General features: G+C 44.0%; 11 protein-coding genes and 1 pseudogene. 7 read left to right on the top strand and 5 right to left on the bottom strand.

Translation table 11 applies throughout. The features are described from left to right. Window positions 1-134: 134 nt before the first annotated feature. Both aroC and prmB read right to left on the bottom strand, forming a co-directional pair. A complete protein-coding gene (gene aroC, locus QL919_RS02850; protein WP_290188085.1) occupies window positions 135-1,238 on the bottom strand; it encodes a chorismate synthase in 1,104 nt (367 codons plus the stop codon). A gap of 57 nt (window positions 1,239-1,295) precedes the next feature. Then, the gene (gene prmB, locus QL919_RS02845; protein ID WP_290188084.1) at window positions 1,296-2,471 is read right to left on the bottom strand and encodes a 50S ribosomal protein L3 N(5)-glutamine methyltransferase; all 1,176 of its coding nucleotides are present in this window, start codon (window positions 2,469-2,471) and stop codon (window positions 1,296-1,298) included. Window positions 2,472-2,844: 373 nt separating this feature from the next. Here prmB and QL919_RS02840 point away from each other — a divergent pair, with 373 nt between their 5' ends. Beyond that, a complete protein-coding gene (locus QL919_RS02840; protein ID WP_290188083.1) occupies window positions 2,845-4,251 on the top strand; it encodes a L,D-transpeptidase family protein in 1,407 nt (468 codons plus the stop codon). A gap of 332 nt (window positions 4,252-4,583) precedes the next feature. On the opposite strand, the gene QL919_RS02835 is transcribed toward QL919_RS02840, so the two are convergent. Then, entirely contained in the window at window positions 4,584-4,796 is a 213-nt protein-coding gene (locus QL919_RS02835; protein ID WP_290188082.1) for a hypothetical protein, read from the bottom strand. 314 nt (window positions 4,797-5,110) lie between these two features. Here QL919_RS02835 and QL919_RS02830 point away from each other — a divergent pair, with 314 nt between their 5' ends. From QL919_RS02830 to QL919_RS02805, 6 genes and pseudogenes are all read left to right on the top strand, one after another. Beyond that, entirely contained in the window at window positions 5,111-7,081 is a 1,971-nt protein-coding gene (locus QL919_RS02830; RefSeq protein WP_290188081.1) for a TIGR00341 family protein, read from the top strand. Window positions 7,082-7,807: 726 nt separating this feature from the next. Next, window positions 7,808-8,902 (top strand): hypothetical protein, encoded by a 1,095-nt coding sequence (locus tag QL919_RS02825; RefSeq protein WP_290188080.1) that lies wholly within the window; start codon window positions 7,808-7,810, stop codon window positions 8,900-8,902. A 231-nt stretch (window positions 8,903-9,133) separates the two neighbouring features. Next, window positions 9,134-11,806: an alanine--tRNA ligase gene (gene alaS, locus QL919_RS02820; protein ID WP_290188079.1), complete on the top strand. Its 2,673-nt coding sequence runs from the start codon at window positions 9,134-9,136 to the stop codon at window positions 11,804-11,806. A 326-nt stretch (window positions 11,807-12,132) separates the two neighbouring features. Then, on the top strand, window positions 12,133-13,419 hold the full coding sequence (locus tag QL919_RS02815) for an aspartate kinase (protein WP_290188078.1): 1,287 nt from the start codon (window positions 12,133-12,135) through the stop codon (window positions 13,417-13,419). Between the two features lie 406 nt (window positions 13,420-13,825). Then, window positions 13,826-13,993 (top strand): annotated as a pseudogene (csrA, locus tag QL919_RS02810) (carbon storage regulator CsrA); the annotation flags it as partial. Window positions 13,994-14,226: 233 nt separating this feature from the next. After that, window positions 14,227-14,601: a HopJ type III effector protein gene (locus QL919_RS02805; RefSeq protein ID WP_290188077.1), complete on the top strand. Its 375-nt coding sequence runs from the start codon at window positions 14,227-14,229 to the stop codon at window positions 14,599-14,601. A gap of 93 nt (window positions 14,602-14,694) precedes the next feature. Here the strand turns inward: QL919_RS02805 and QL919_RS02800 are convergent, their stop codons facing one another. Beyond that, complete coding sequence (locus QL919_RS02800) at window positions 14,695-15,006, bottom strand: DUF1315 family protein (protein WP_290188076.1); 312 nt, start codon at window positions 15,004-15,006, stop codon at window positions 14,695-14,697. A 59-nt stretch (window positions 15,007-15,065) separates the two neighbouring features. Further along, the gene (locus QL919_RS02795) at window positions 15,066-16,070 is read right to left on the bottom strand and encodes an NAD(+) kinase (protein WP_290188075.1); all 1,005 of its coding nucleotides are present in this window, start codon (window positions 16,068-16,070) and stop codon (window positions 15,066-15,068) included. Between the last annotated feature and the right edge of the window lie 37 nt (window positions 16,071-16,107).

Below are 16,107 nucleotides of genomic sequence, written 5' to 3'. Positions count from 1 at the left end.
GCCAACTAGAACTCAACCATCGACTGGATAATTACCCTCTTAAACATCCACAAAAAAGCCCTATATCGTTTCTAATAATATTTCATTAGAAACGATATAGGGCTAATCGCTTTATAATATACTTTGAGGCGACTCTAAGTAATCGATTCTACCGGTTGCTTAACATCCCCGTTTTGACCACGATGACGCAGATAATGATCGAGCAATACAATCGCTAGCATGGCTTCTGCAATGGGCGTTGCACGTACACCAACGCAAGGATCATGACGACCTTTGGTTAGCATATCAATTGCTTCACCATCTGTATTTATGCTCTTACCAGGGGTAGTAATACTAGAGGTTGGCTTAAGCGCGATACTGACACTGATATCTTGTCCTGACGAGATACCGCCCAAGATACCGCCAGCATGATTGGCAGTGAAACCATCTGGGGTCAGCTCATCACGAGAAGTATGCCCAAACTGCCCAGCCACCGCCATACCGTCACCAATTTCTACGCCTTTGACCGCATTGATACTCATCATCGCATGGGCAATATCAGCGTCTAAGCGATCGAATACTGGCTCACCAAGTCCGACCGGTACACCACTGGCGATAACTTCTAGCTTCGCCCCGCAGCTAGTCCCTTCTCGGCGTAGATTATCTATCAACGTCTCAAAGCGACCGACCGCCTCTTTATCAGCAGTGAAGAACGGATTACTATTCACAAAATCCCAGTCAATTTGGCTGGGGTCTGTGACGTTACTATATTCATTGCCAATTTGGGTGACATGACCACGGATTTGCACGCCCAAGCGATCTTGCAGATATTTCTTAGCGATAGCACCCGCTGCGACTCGCATCGCCGTCTCACGTGCAGATGAGCGCCCGCCACCGCGATAGTCACGAAAACCATACTTCATACTATAAGTATAGTCAGCATGACCTGGGCGAAAAGTGTCTTTAATCTCGCTATAGTCTTTTGATTTTTGGTTGGTGTTACGAATCAGCAGACCAATAGACGTACCAGTGGTTTTACCTTCGAACACGCCAGAGATAATCTCGACTTCGTCAGACTCGCGGCGCTGGGTTGAGTACTTAGACGTACCCGGTTTGCGGCGGTCCAAATCTACCTGCAAATCGTCTGCGGCTAACGCCAAACCTGGTGGCACGCCATCGACGATTGCCAACAGGCCAGCACCATGCGACTCACCGCAAGTTGTCACCGTAAAAACCTGCCCAATACTATTGCCTGCCATATTTATCCTTAAATAAATGAAGTCGATTTTTTAATTTCAGTGCCAGTCTTGATGGTTTTATTGCATACCATCTAATAACTGTACATAAGCAGCAAACAGCTGACGATTTGCAACAAGCTCATCATAGGTAATCGCAAAGACACCATGACCACCGTGGGCAAATTTCAGCCAATCAAACTGGATTTCAGGATAAGCTTGTTTAAGTGCCCATTCGCTATCACCTACTTCACAGATCAGCAACCCTTCAGGACTTAAATAGTCCGACGATTCAAATAAAATACGGTGTACTAAGTCCAGTCCATCTTGACCTGCAGCCAGTGCATGCTCAGGCTCATATAGGAATTCAGGTGGCAAGTCTGCCATGATAGCAGCATCGACATATGGCGGATTGGTCACGATGAGCTCATACTGATGCTCGCTTGGAATCTTCGCAAATAAATCCGACTCAATCACATTCACTTGATGACCAAGATCATGGTGATCAACGTTGACCATCGCCACTTCAAGCGCGCCTTTATCAATATCGACCGCATCAACCAACGCATCAACAAAACGTGTCGCCAGTGCGATAGCAATACAACCAGAACCTGTACATAAGTCTAGAATACGCTCAGGCTGCGATAACTGTTTGACATCCAAGCCATGATCATAAAACACTGAGGTTTGCTCGTTGACATTCATTCCGAGTGGCTTGGCAAGCTCATTGACATCGAAGTACGGATGAAACTGCTGGCGAATCAATTCCGCTATCGGTGAGCGTGGGATGAGCACGCGTTCATCGACATAAAAAGGCAAGTCACAGAAGTAGGATAAATTAATCAAATAGCTTAGTGGTTTACGCTCAGCGATACGCTCTTCTAGCAGACTGAGAACCAACTGCTTTTCTGAAGAGGTCAGGCGGCAATCGAGGATTTGCTCATTGGCTGACCAGTCCAAAGATAAAGAATGCAAAACAATAGCAGACGCTTCTGCAAATTCATCAGTAGTACCTTGCGCGACGACCACATCATAGTTGCGTAGCTGCGTGACTGAAAAACGAATGAAATCACGGATACTGACTAGCTGTTCACGCGCTTCTTCTAGCTCTGCATGCAAATTGGCAAACTGATCGTGCTCACCGAGCAGCCCAGCCTCTAAATCATACTCCATATCGCCCTCTAGGATCTGTGACCCATCTTCATTGAAGTATTGATTTTGAAACTCTTCTGCGCTCATTGTTTGATCTTCTGACATATCGCACCTTGCTGATTACATGCTCACTGACTACATGCGGGTGGGTTAAATCGCCCTCTGATAAAAGCCGATCTATTAAATAAAAAATTCGTTCACTATTATAGACGTAAACATTAAATAGCGCCAATATTTGCATGACTAATCATATGCCGACACTTACCAAGTGATGTGATTCATTTTCAAAAGCAGTAAAACAGTAAGTATCTAGCATTACCCTATACACATTTTCGCTAAATTATTGCCCAACTGTAGTGAATACGTCAGCAGTTGACGTTTAGCAAGTATAAGATAAAAAAACATGTATCAAAAGTTTGCGAAGCATCGAAATTATGCGCATAATAGCCCCATTAGTAGCAACCACAAGTAATTCAATATGATGACAATAAAACCTCTTATTACCGCTATATCTATCGCTGTCGTTAGCGCTAGTGTAAGTGCGCTTGCCGCGCCAGCTGATACGACTCGCACATTGCCAGTACGCACCGCTGACGCACTGCCTAATATCGCCAAAAAAGTAAGCCTCGATGTCCAAGAGAATCGTAGCAGCGCTACTGATGCTCGTGCTACCAAGTCAAACGTCACTAAAGAAAAACCAGCTGACAGCATGACTCAGCTGATTGATTCAAAGAAAAAAACAGCAACTGCACAACCTAAAGCACCTGCTGCAGACAATATGAGTGCCGCTGAGCTAACACTAAAAGACGAGCAGTCTGACAGCACTGATGATATCAGTGAAGGTCAAGCATTTGCCTCTCCTAGCGATGTATCCTCTGTGGACTCCTCTGACCCACTCTCTTTTGAATTGCCTGATCATGAAAAACGTCAAGACTTCAGTGATGACCCTACCATCAAAAACATCGAAGACAAAGATGGTAAGAGATATACCACACTGAACTTGTCCAACTATGCCAAACAAGTAAACGATGCTGTCTGGTCTCCTAACATGAAAGTCAACTCAGCAATGACGATCAAGATGCAAGCATTGCTCGACTGGAACCATGCGTCTCCTGGTCCTATCGATGGCGGTTGGGGTATGAATAGTAAAAAAGCCCTTATCAACTTTCAGAACATGAAAGGCTTGCCGGCAACCGGTAAGATGGATCAGAAAACCTGGAACGCTTTGATTAAAAACATTCCAGCTAATAAGCCAGTATTGGTGACTTACACGCTGACTGAAGATGATATCAATACCAACTTTGCGACTACCCCTTCTGGCTCAGAAGCCAAGTCAAAAATGAAAGGGTTATATTATCAAGATATTAAAGAGATGCTGGGCGAACGCTTCCACATGGACGTGCGCTACTTAGACAAATTAAATAAAAACAAAGAGTACAAAGCTGGCGAAACTATCACCGTATTGAACACTCGTGGTCCGCTTAACCAGCGTATCAACCGTGTTGTTGCTGATAAAGCAAGCAAAACGCTATATGCCTATAATGGTGATAAACTGGTTGCCACTTATCCAACTACGATTGGTAGTGATGCTACACCATCGCCACAAGGCAGCTTTAAGATTATTAATAAAGTAAAAATGCCTTGGTATAAAGCCACTGTCGGTGATGGCGCTCAGAAAAAAGTGCACATGTTACCACCAGGTCCGAATAACCCTGTCGGCGTGGTATGGATGGGTTTATCTAAACCATCATATGGTATTCATGGTTCACCGAAGCCTGAAGGCATCAGTCGCCAAGCATCAGCGGGTTGTGTACGTTTAACCAACTGGGATGTGTTAGAGGTTTATGCCAATATCGAAAATGGCGCAACCGTCGAACTAAAGTAATTCATTTTTTGGTGGTGTTCTAAAAAGTATGCTGGCGCTAAAAGTCAATAGGAAGTCTATGCTAAGTTCTCTGATTCTATATGGCTTTCAAAGCTTCAAGAATTGTTCAAATTTTAATCAGCATACTTTTTGACACACCACCCATTTTTTATGATAAAAAAAAGACCTTGATAATCAAGGTCTTTTTTTTGCTTAACTTTTACAGGTGCTTTTTTTTGGACTGATAGTCGTTATGATTTACTTGGGCAATCACTGTCTATCGATAATATCTCTTACTGTTAGTATCAACGCGCATCAGAAAAAACCTTCGTCTAAGACTATAAATCATATTTTTAGGCGTTATAACCTTCTTCATTACCCGTGATGCTGCCAACTTTTTTGGTAAAAAATAGCGCGGCAGGAATAGAAAGCACAAAGCCTGCAGCAACTGCTATTTGAATATGAGGTATCTCATTAAAGCCCGTTACCAAAGCGCCAATCATAAAAACGCCAATAGTAACCGTGGCGGCAATTGAGTATATAACAGAGAATAATGGCCAGTTCATAAATTACTCCTTATTTTTGTTGTGGATATAACTCCTTTATACACTAAATCCACATAAAAAGTAAGCCTTTATAATAAACCTTTAGCCCTTTTATAATAAGTTATTGAAGGCAAAACCTTATTGAATATAAGGTTTTACTGATTTAGGTTTGAAAACTTTAAAATATATGCTTACGTTTTCATAAAGCCATATATTTACATGCTACTCCTTCGTGCTTGTTCACTCATCTACTTAGTCGCAAAAAACTCACACGCCCCCCTGTATTTGTCATTACAATAATGGCTTTCTTTTACCTCTATAGAACATTATCTGCTATGACTTCATCTGACCAAAAAACACCTAGTGATGCTTTAAGTGAAAACTCTGATTCTTTGGAGAACAGCTCATCCAATGAGACGGTAACTGAGACATCTATAGCAGACGATATGTCTGTTAAGGGTAATGAATCTTCTGAGGAATCTGATGAAAGCTTGCTTGATGAAGAGACAGCAGGTGCGCAGCACCCTGAATGTAAAATAACAATGGAATCAGTCGCGCCTGACGTCGTTGCGACGCTCGAGACTATCGACCCTGACGCACCATCAGAAGATGGAGATTTGACGTCAGATTCTGAATCAGCAGCAAGCACAGATTTAAAATCGGAAATACCTAGGGAGGCTGAGACAAAAGACGCTAAGATACAAGAGGAGCCATCTAGCAATAACGACACTTCTGACAGCTCGGAGATGTCTGAAAGCTCTGAAAGCTCTGAAAGGAATGATGTCTCTGAAAAAGCCAGTGACACTAAGAACATCCAGCAAACCACGCAACAAGAAGCCGATGCTGAAGTCACTGTGGAAGCAGATAAGATTGATTCAACTAATAATGATATGAAGCCTAAAGAGGCTTTTGCTAGCGTCGCACCTACTAGCCTTGCAGAGGACAGCAATGACGAAAGTGGCGTCAAAAGTAGCATAATTCAACAAAATATAGCTGGCGAAAAAGAAACAGCAACAGATAAAGAGCACGCAACCTCTAATGATAAAGATGAAAACAGAGAAACAATACCTGCTGCTAAACCAAACAAAGTAGCAAATGAATCAAACACGTCTAGCGAAGACGAGCAGCCAACCGATGAGATTACAGACACTAATAAAGATAGCGACAAGCCTTCAAAAGAGAACAGCGAAAATCAGGAAGATGAGGTTAAAAAAGAAAAAGAAGCCAAACTAGAGTCTTATAAGCAATTTGCTGCCGAGCAGTTCAGTAATCAAAAGGTAGATTATCCAGAAGTACGCGTAAGAATTGAAGCCAATGCGCTGCCCAGTAAAATGTATTTCATCATGAATGTACTGTCAGCCATCATTGCCAGTTATGGACTGGTGACCAACTCAGCAGCAGTGGTTATTGGCGCGATGTTGGTTGCCATGATGCTAGGCCCTATTACTGGGGTGGCACTGGCAATTATTGACCATCGTATGCCACTACTGCGCAAGTCACTGGTTACCGTGCTACTTGGTATCTCTTTGGTATTGGTGGTTGGCTTCATCGTTGGTTGGTTGCATAAAGACCAACCACTAACGGCAGAGATTTTATCACGTACGCAGCCGACTTCTATGGATTTGATGATTGCCCTAGCGGGTGGTACGGCTGGTGCTTATGCGATGGTCTCGCCGCATCTATCAGTCGCAGTCGTCGGCGTCGCAGTGGCCACCGCATTGGTGCCGCCCCTTGCCGCTAGTGGTATTTTATTTGCTAATGGCGAGCTTCAGCTTGGGTTTGGTGCGCTGTTACTTGCCATCACTAACATCATTGCGATTCAATTTACCAACGCACTTGTACTGTGGGTTTTAGGTTTTCGTCGCTTGGTCAAGGACGATTATAAATCCAACACCTATCTGACTTTTTTGCAGCGCAATGCCATTACGTTATTACTACTGGGCGGCTTAGGTACGTATTTGACCATCAATTTACAAACCAATGCCAAGCAACAAGTGTTTGAAAGTAGCGTTAAAGAAGCCATTAATAGCTACTTTATTGATAAAGGTAACGTACTGACCAACACTCAGTTTGACACTGCCACTGAAAACCAAGTGGTGCGCGCTGTCATCCGCGGTGAGACGACACCTAGCTCATACGATGTTCGTCAAATCGAATCGATTATCACCAAAGATATGGCGGAAAACTTTCCCGATTACTTGCCAATTAAACTACAGCTGCGTTACTTGCCAGTCCAAGTGATTGAGTCCGACCCATTAATACAAGACAAGCTCGACAAGACGGATGCAGCGATTTTGACCAATTAATGCGTAGGGCGTGTCCTACGGCCTGTCATCAATGAGCACATTGATACATTTATAGTCAAAGTATTCTAAAAGCGCTACGGTATTGCTGATATAAATTTTTTGTAGCCTCTGTCTGTGCAGGCACAGCAAGCAAGAAAAATTGATATCAGCAGCGCGTGATGTATCGATATTACTTTTCACTGACTATAGTGGCCTTAAAGTGGCTAACTTTTGCCAAACATCGTCAGAAATCTTGTCAATATGTTCAAATTTACGGCGATTCCTTCCTTGTGTGGCTGTAATTTTCTCATTTTAAGCCGCACAATCTAAATGATGACACGGCCTGGTTGATCCTCAATAGCCTACCCCTAACCCTCAAAGACGTATCTAAAGTCGCTGTCCTCAAATATGCTCATAAGATCATTGGTGCTCTCATTAAAAAGCCATATCATCAAGGAAATCTTATTATCCATATGATTAATTGCCCCTTACAAATTAAACAGACAAAAACAGCAAGCTTTTTAACTACCTGTATCGGCTGTACTCGATTGCTGACTTCTGAATGCCGTGTTAGTATCTAGGCTTTTTTTAAAGCCTTACTGCCATGATTTTGTTATCTGACGCTCAGTCGTCTGTCAATAAAACATTGGATACTATATTTCGCGCTACAGCAAAAACTCAGGCACCTTAGCCTAACAAACATCTTAGCCTAACAAACCTAGACTTCAGGGATAGGAGTACATCATAGTGAACAAACAATCTTGGCAAATAGCCGCAGCCTATATGTCAGTAGTCGTTGGCGGCGGTTTTGCCTCTGGTCAGGAAGTCCTTCAGTTTTTTACCGGCTACGGGATGACAAGTGTTATTGGCACGCTGGTTAGTGCCGCGCTGTTTGCTTTTTTGGGCATGCAAATTGCGCGCATGAGTTCGAATATGCAGGCCAACTCACATAAAACAGTACTGTATACCTTATTTGGTACACGTGCTGGATTGGTTATGGATGTGGTGTTATCGTTCTTTTTATTTGGTGTTGGCGTGGTCATGCTGGCTGGTAGTGGTTCCATTTTTACTCAGCAATACGGTTGGCCACCGCTGGTGGGCAGTATTTTCATGACGGTACTGGTAATCGCCACGCTCTGCTTAAAAGTAAAAGGCATTATAAGGCTAATCAGTATCATTATGCCTGTACTGCTGCTATTGATATTGGCGATTACCACGTACTCGTTTTTTAACAGTACCGCCTCAAGTGACACGCTAAATAAGGTAGCGCAAGAGATACCCACTATCAGCTCAAACTGGCCGGTCTCAAATTGGTTTTTTGGTGCGGTGCTCTATGCCTCATTTAACATTGCGGTTGGCTTTCCTATGCTGGCAGTTATTGGGGGTATGACTCGCTCAGAAAAAACAGCAGCAAGTGGTGGTGCGATGGGCGGGCTCGGCTTGGGCTTATTAGTATTTTTACTCAATATTGGCCTTTTTGCTAACATCGATAAACTCATAGGCGTTGAAATGCCTACTTTAGGTTTGGCCTCAAATATTTCACCAGTGTTAGCGATAATTATGTCAGTGACGCTCATTTGTATGATATACAGCACAGCTGTGGGTATGTTTTTTGCCTTTAGTACCCGCTTTGCGACGCCCGGAACAAATCGCTTCAAATCGCTTAGCGCATTTTTCGCTATCGTTGGTCTTGGCTTAAGTCAGCTCGGTTTCAGTAAACTCATTGGCACTGTGTATCCAATGCTGGGCATGATTGGTCTAATAATGATCGTGGCTATTATTTTGGCGTGGGTTCGCAACCGTAAGCAGCCAGCACAAACACAAACACAAACACAAAGTTAACATTGAACATGCTGAAATTGACAACACCAGTGACTTTTTGGCGATTTATGCCTTCATTCACGGTGAAACCCATTAACGCTGATTATTTGCAATATCAAAGCACCTTTCACCTTCGCAGAATAACCCAGCAGTTGTAACTCTTGTACCAAGAGCTTGGGCGTTTGTGCTAAAATCGCTTGCAAAATTATTTTACTTATTCTACTCAATTCTATCCGTCAGTAAGGAGCCGCTGTGAGCCAGCCATTTCGCTCAGCCGATATTCGCCAAGCCTTTATCGATTTTTTTATAAGCAAGCAGCACACCGAAGTTTCATCGTCCAGTTTGATTCCGCACAATGACCCGACTTTGCTATTTACCAATGCCGGTATGAATCAATTTAAAGAAACTTTTTTAGGCATGGAGCCACGCGATTATACTCGTGCGGTGACCTCACAAAAATGCGTGCGTGCTGGCGGCAAACACAACGATTTGGATAATGTCGGCTACACCGCGCGTCATCATACGTTTTTTGAGATGCTCGGCAACTTCTCTTTTGGTGATTATTTCAAGCAAGCAGGTATTAAGTATATCTGGGAGTTTTTGACATCAGATGAATGGTTAGCGATTGATAAAGACCGTCTATATGTGACCATTTACGAAACCGATGACGAAGCTTTTGACATCTGGAATAAAAACATCGGCATTCCAAGTGAGCGCATCATTCGCATTGGTGACAATAAAGGCGCGCCTTACGCGTCAGATAACTTTTGGACGATGGGTGACACTGGTCCTTGTGGTCCTTGTACTGAAGTCTTCTATGACCATGGTGCCGATATCGAAGGTGGCCTGCCGGGTACGCCTGAAGAAGATGGCGACCGCTATATCGAGATTTGGAACTGCGTCTTTATGCAGTTTAATCGCCAAAAAGACGGTACCATGCTGCCACTACCAGCCCCTAGTGTTGACACGGGTATGGGGCTTGAGCGTATCAGTGCCATCATGCAAGGCGTCCATGGCAACTATGAGATAGATTTATTTGTACATCTAATGGATGCAGCGGCTGAGATTTTAGAGATCAATAATGAGCAACAGTCTTCATTAAAAGTCATTGCCGATCACATTCGTGCCGTCGCCTTTTTGATTGCTGATGGTGTCACACCAAGTAATGAAGGCCGTGGTTATGTGCTACGCCGTGTCATTCGCCGAGCCGTGCGCCATGGCAACAAATTGGGTGCGGACAGTGACTTTTTCTATAAAATGGTCGCGCCACTCGTCGCTGAAATGGGAGAGGCTTATCCTGAGCTAAAAGATAAGCAAAGCGTCATCGAAAACGCCATTCAAAAAGAAGAAGCACAGTTTGCTAAGACACTGGCGCAAGGTTTACGTCTGCTTGCCAGTGAGCTTGAAGACTTACAAGATGGTGATGTGCTCTCTGGGGCGGCAGCATTCAAGTTGTATGATACTTATGGCTTCCCGCTTGATTTGACTGCTGATATCACTCGTGAGCGCGGTATTGCGATTAACGAAGCTGAGTTCGATGAGCATATGCAAGCGCAACGTGACCGCGCGCGTGATGCTGGTAAATTCGATGTCGACTACAGCAGTGTCATTCAAGTTGAGAACCCAACGACCTTTATCGGTTACGAGCAGCTTGAAGAAGACGGCGTGACGATAGACGCGCTTTATCAAGACGGCAATCCTGCAGATAGCTTGGCTGAGGGTATGGAAGGCGTTGTTGTGCTTGACCGTACACCTTTTTATGCTGAAGGTGGTGGTCAGGTTGGTGAGCTGGGTGAAATTCGTACCGCGTCTGGCGTTTTTGAAGTACAAGACACCAAAAAATCTGGGCAAGCCATTATCCATCATGGCGTTGTCACCATGGGTGAAATCAGCACTAAGCAAACGGCCGATGCACAAGTCTTGTCTAGCATCCGTGCCGCCAGTGCCAAAAATCACTCGGCCACTCATCTATTGCATGCGGCACTAAGAGAAGTATTGGGCGAGGAAGTCACTCAAAAAGGCTCTTTGGTCTCAAGTGAAGTACTTCGTTTTGACTTTGCTTATGACCAGCCTGTTAGCGCGGCTCAAATCAGTCGTGTTGAGCGTTTGGTTAATGAGCAAATCCAAGCCAACACCCCTACTCGTATCGAGCACATGTCTATTGATGAAGCAATGAGTCAAGGCGCAATGGCACTGTTTGGTGAAAAGTACGGTAGCGACGTTCGTGTACTAACCATGGGTACCGATAATATCGTCGACGGTCAGCGTAAGCCCTTCTCTATCGAGCTTTGTGGCGGTCTGCATGTTGAGCGCACTGGTGACATTGGACTGCTGAAAATTACCAGCGAATCTGGCATCGCTGCTGGCATTCGCCGTATCGAAGCGGTCACTGGCATGAATGCGGTTAAAAACATTCAGCAAAGCGAACAGCAATTGAGCGAATTAGCAAGCCAGCTTAAAGTAAAACGTCCTGAAGTTGCACAGCGCGTCCGCACCATGGCCGATAAGCAGCGCGACTTAGAAAAACAACTCGAACGTTTACAGCAAAAAATGGCCAGTGCTCAAGCGGCCAACTTACTTGATGATGTGCAGACCATTGCAGAGACGCCAGTACTGATAAGCACCTTAAGCGGTATCGATGGTAAATCCATTCGTACGCTGATGGACGACATCAAATCTAAGCTACCTGATAGCGTGATTGTATTGGTGGGTGATAAAGATGACCAACTGGCACTAGCAGCAAGCGTGGCAAAATCTCTGACAGCCAAAGTAAAAGCTGGTGATATCATTCGTCACTTAGCAGGTGAATTAGGCGGTAAAGGCGGCGGTAAACCTGACTATGCTCAGGGCGGCGCACCAAAATCTGGTAACACTAAAGCGGTCATTGATGCGCTACCCGCTTGGATTGCCCAGCAGCTTGGCTAAACAGCCAACTGAGGAAGTTGTGCCGCTGTCGCAAGTGCAACAGGCGATTGGTTATAACGGTTATAACCAATCGCCATACATCTAGGCACTGTTGGCACTTAACGCGGTGACACAGATATGATATAAAGGTCAACGTTTGAACACATCGTTCATCCATGACTTGCCAAGCAACACTGAATATATAAAGTAGTACATAAATAAAAAGCATAGGGCGCAATTCTTATCATACGGCTTTAGCTATGCAAGCATTGAGTGAGCGTCAGATTGCTACATTGACACTCTTTGATGATAACAAAAGGCCATTAATGAATAATAGGTAGATTTTTATGGCGTTAATAGTACAGAAATACGGCGGCACCTCGATGGGCAGTATCGACCGCATCAAAAACGTCGCCAAACGAGTCAAACGCTGGCATGACAACGGCCATCAAGTGGTCGTCGTGGTCTCTGCCATGAGCGGTGAGACCAACCGTTTGATTGATCTGGCACGCCAAATTAGCAGTCAGCCTGATCCACGTGAATATGACCAAATGGTGTCAACCGGTGAGCAAGTTTCTATCTCACTGCTTGCTATGGCAATTCAAGAGCTTGGCGTTGGTGCCCTTTCGATGACCGGTCGTCAAGTTGCGATTAAGACCGATAATGCGCACAATAAGGCACGTATCGAAAGCATCGATGACAAAAACATACGCGCGCAGCTAGATGCAGGCAATGTTGTCATCGTGGCAGGCTTCCAAGGTATCGATGAAGAAGGCAATGCCACCACCTTAGGTCGCGGCGGTTCTGATACCACAGGTGTTGCAATTGCAGCAGCGTTGGGCGCTGATGAGTGTCAAATTTATACGGATGTTGATGGCGTCTATACCACTGATCCTCGTGTGACCTCAAAAGCCAAAAAGCTTGAAAAAATCACCTTTGAAGAAATGCTGGAGATGGCAAGCCTTGGCTCTAAAATCTTACAGATTCGTTCGGTAGAGTTCGCTGGTAAATATGGTGTACCTTTGCGTGTACTATCTAGCTTTGATGAAAACAACGACGGTAGTTTTGACCAAGAGTTTCAAGACACTGTCGGCACCCTAATTACGATAGACGAAGGAGACAATATGGAACAGGCAATCATCTCAGGTATCGCCTTTAACCGAGACGAAGCAAAAATTGTAGTGCGCGGTGTACCTGATCACCCTGGTATTGCCTCTGCTATTCTAAGCCCGATTGGACGCGCCAATATCGAAATTGATATGATTGTGCAAAATCTTTCGGATCAAGGTACCACAGATTTCACCTTTACTGTCAATCGCACTGATTTAGACAAAGCCATGAAAGTGCTTAACGACGAAGTGAAAGATGAGATTGGCGCCAAAGAAATTTTGGGTAACAGCGAAGTGGTTAAAGTGTCATTGGTGGGTGTGGGCATGCGCTCTCACGCCGGTGTCGCTAGCCTTATGTTCCAAACCCTTGCCGAAAACAATATCAACATCCAAATGATATCGACCAGTGAAATCAAAGTGTCTGTATTGATTCAAGATCAGCATTTAGAAAAAGCCGTTAAATCATTGCACACCGCATTTGGTCTCGACCGTGAAGACGGCGATAGCAAAATCGCTGGATTGTAATAGATTGGCAAATTGACTAAACAACTGATTCAATCATCGTTTATTTGAAAACGATTAAAATGATAGATTTAGCATCAACAGTTATCAATTAATTCAGTATCAATTACTTTCAATAATGTATCAAATTAAATAGGGTCTTTTTAGATCCTATTTTTATTTTTTATTATTGCTAGGGTGAGTATTTACCTAATAGTTTTGTGAAAACCCGTGACAGTATCTGTTATGCCCCCTATAATGGGGCTTTCATTTGGGCTAAATGAATCTACCTATCGTTACCGCTATTAGCACCATATTCGGCATTGTCTTTTATTAATACATTGCATGTCTAACGCTGCGGTGATGTCCTGTAATTGAGAAGTAATCTGATGAGTAATAATCTGTTGATGCGACATAAGGAGTGTGACGCATGTTAATTTTGACACGCCGTGTGGGCGAAACGCTAATGATTGGCGATGAAGTCAGTGTGACTGTTCTAGGTGTCAAAGGCAATCAAGTACGTATCGGTGTGAATGCACCTAAAGATATTGCCGTACACCGCGAAGAAATTTACCAACGTATTCAGCATGAGCGTTCTGTACAGTCGCAAATGCAACATCTTGAGCAAGGCAATTTTGCGCCTTCATTTGATGACGAAGACTATTTTAATCGCTAAGCTGTAATACTTAACGCTTAATTTTTAATAATCATTGAGCACCTAGAAGCATTGTTTTTTTATGAATACTGTACTATAAATAGCATGTCAATTAATGCTAAATAGTCATTCTATATAAATCTGCTTTTTTTAATCTGCTCTGAGGTCATTTATTTATGAGTATCCGCCAATCAGATGTATCGGCCCTACTTAATGGTTTAAATAAAAAAGCCATTGGATTCAATGATGTCATCAGCTTTATTGATGATTTTTATCGCTACGCACCTGCGCCTTTCGTCAATGGCATGGTACATAATGCCGCTGGTGAAAACGAAGGTAGTGCCAAGATTTTTGGATTTGCAAAGCACCATGGTCTGAATCAATTAGACACGCTAAAACTATTTGGCGAGCATTATGCCAAAGTACAGGCAACGCCTAAAGGGGTTGATCATGCCAATATTCGTAACTTCTTACATTGGGGCTGGCAAGGATTTTTGATGGAAAAAAATCCATTAACGGTTCGTCCTAGTGTTGATACCACTGCGCTTTAAAGGTCATAAAATAACAAATAAAAAGCCACGCTCATTAGCGTGGCTTTTTTATGCGGCAACCCAATCTGGCTGTCAGCATTTATCTGTTATCGTCTATTTATCACGAAATTTAACGGGCTGCACCGCGCCCTTAGGATTTGGCATGTTTGGGTAATGATGCTCATGCTCCACATCACATTCTGCCCCAACGATAGAGCCATCATCTTTTACTGGCTTATGAATATAACCTGTACGCTCAGCAGGCGGTAGATGCTCATGCTCCCACACCATCACTGCTTGCATGCAAGTTTCACGCTGCTCAGCCGTTAGTTTGCGACCATCAGGCCATTTACCAAGCTCAATCGCCATGCGAAACTTATCGACTACTTCTGGTGTTAAACTTGCTAATATCGTATCTTTATCCATCTTACCTACTCTCCACCACTATTTTTTTATAGCATATAACGTTTTTATCACAGAGACGCTTATTCATCGTCCATAATATCATCATCCACATCGAGACTGAATTCTTCGGCATGGACGTTCCAGTGCAACTTCGTACGACACGCTTCATAAAAATCAAATCCCGGGGGATGTAATAGTGTCAGCTTGTCTGGGTGCTTACGGATGTATAGCCGCTGATTTTGTTCAAGTGGCACACTGGGCTTACCATCTGCGCTGACCATGGGTTGAGTGCGATTGTCTTCATGAATGCGAATACAGACTTCGCTATTGCCACTCACCACAATCGGTCTACTTGATAATGTATGGGGATGCATCGGCACCAAACAAATGGCATCCATACTTGGATGAATAATAGGACCACCGCCTGACAGCGCATAGGCCGTTGAACCAGTAGGCGTTGCTGCAATCAAACCATCACTATGCTGACGGTAAACATCTTGGCCATCAATTTTCATCTGAAAATCAATCATATGTACCGATTTACCAGCATGCAGTACCACATCGTTGAGAGCCATGTCTTCATGCAGAATATTGCGCCCTTCTCGTATCTCCATTGTTAGTAGAAAACGATGGTCCAACTGATAATCGCCCATCAGCACTTGGCGTAGCTTAAAGGCAGCTTCATCAGGTTTTACATCTGCTAAGAACCCCAGTCGACCACGGTTAACACCAAGGACTGGTACACGATAGCGTGCCAGCGCCTCAGCAGCATGCAATATAGAGCCATCACCACCCACGACGATGACCAAATCGCAAATCTCGCCAATCAGGCTGCGTTTGACGATTTTAACTTTTTCAATCTCAGTGAGATCTAACGTCGGTAGGTTGGCCGTTTGCACATCCATAATCAACGTCAGGTTCATATCATTGATGGTTTGGGCAATCTGCACAAGACTCTGTGTGACACTGCGCTTGCCTGCGCGCCCCATTAGACCAATACGCCTAAAAGCAGGGTTTTTGATAGCGTGGAACAGCTCTGATTCATGTAAGTGTGGCAATCTTGCTGACTGCGCTGAGTTTTCCATAAAACGACTCGGTATAACGGTAAATTACCAGCTAATG

Source organism: Psychrobacter sp. APC 3426 (assembly GCF_030408035.1).
Classification (GTDB): Bacteria; Pseudomonadota; Gammaproteobacteria; order Pseudomonadales; family Moraxellaceae; genus Psychrobacter.
Note: the sequence above shows the minus strand (reverse complement) of the source record. Positions and strands in the feature narration are given on the sequence as shown.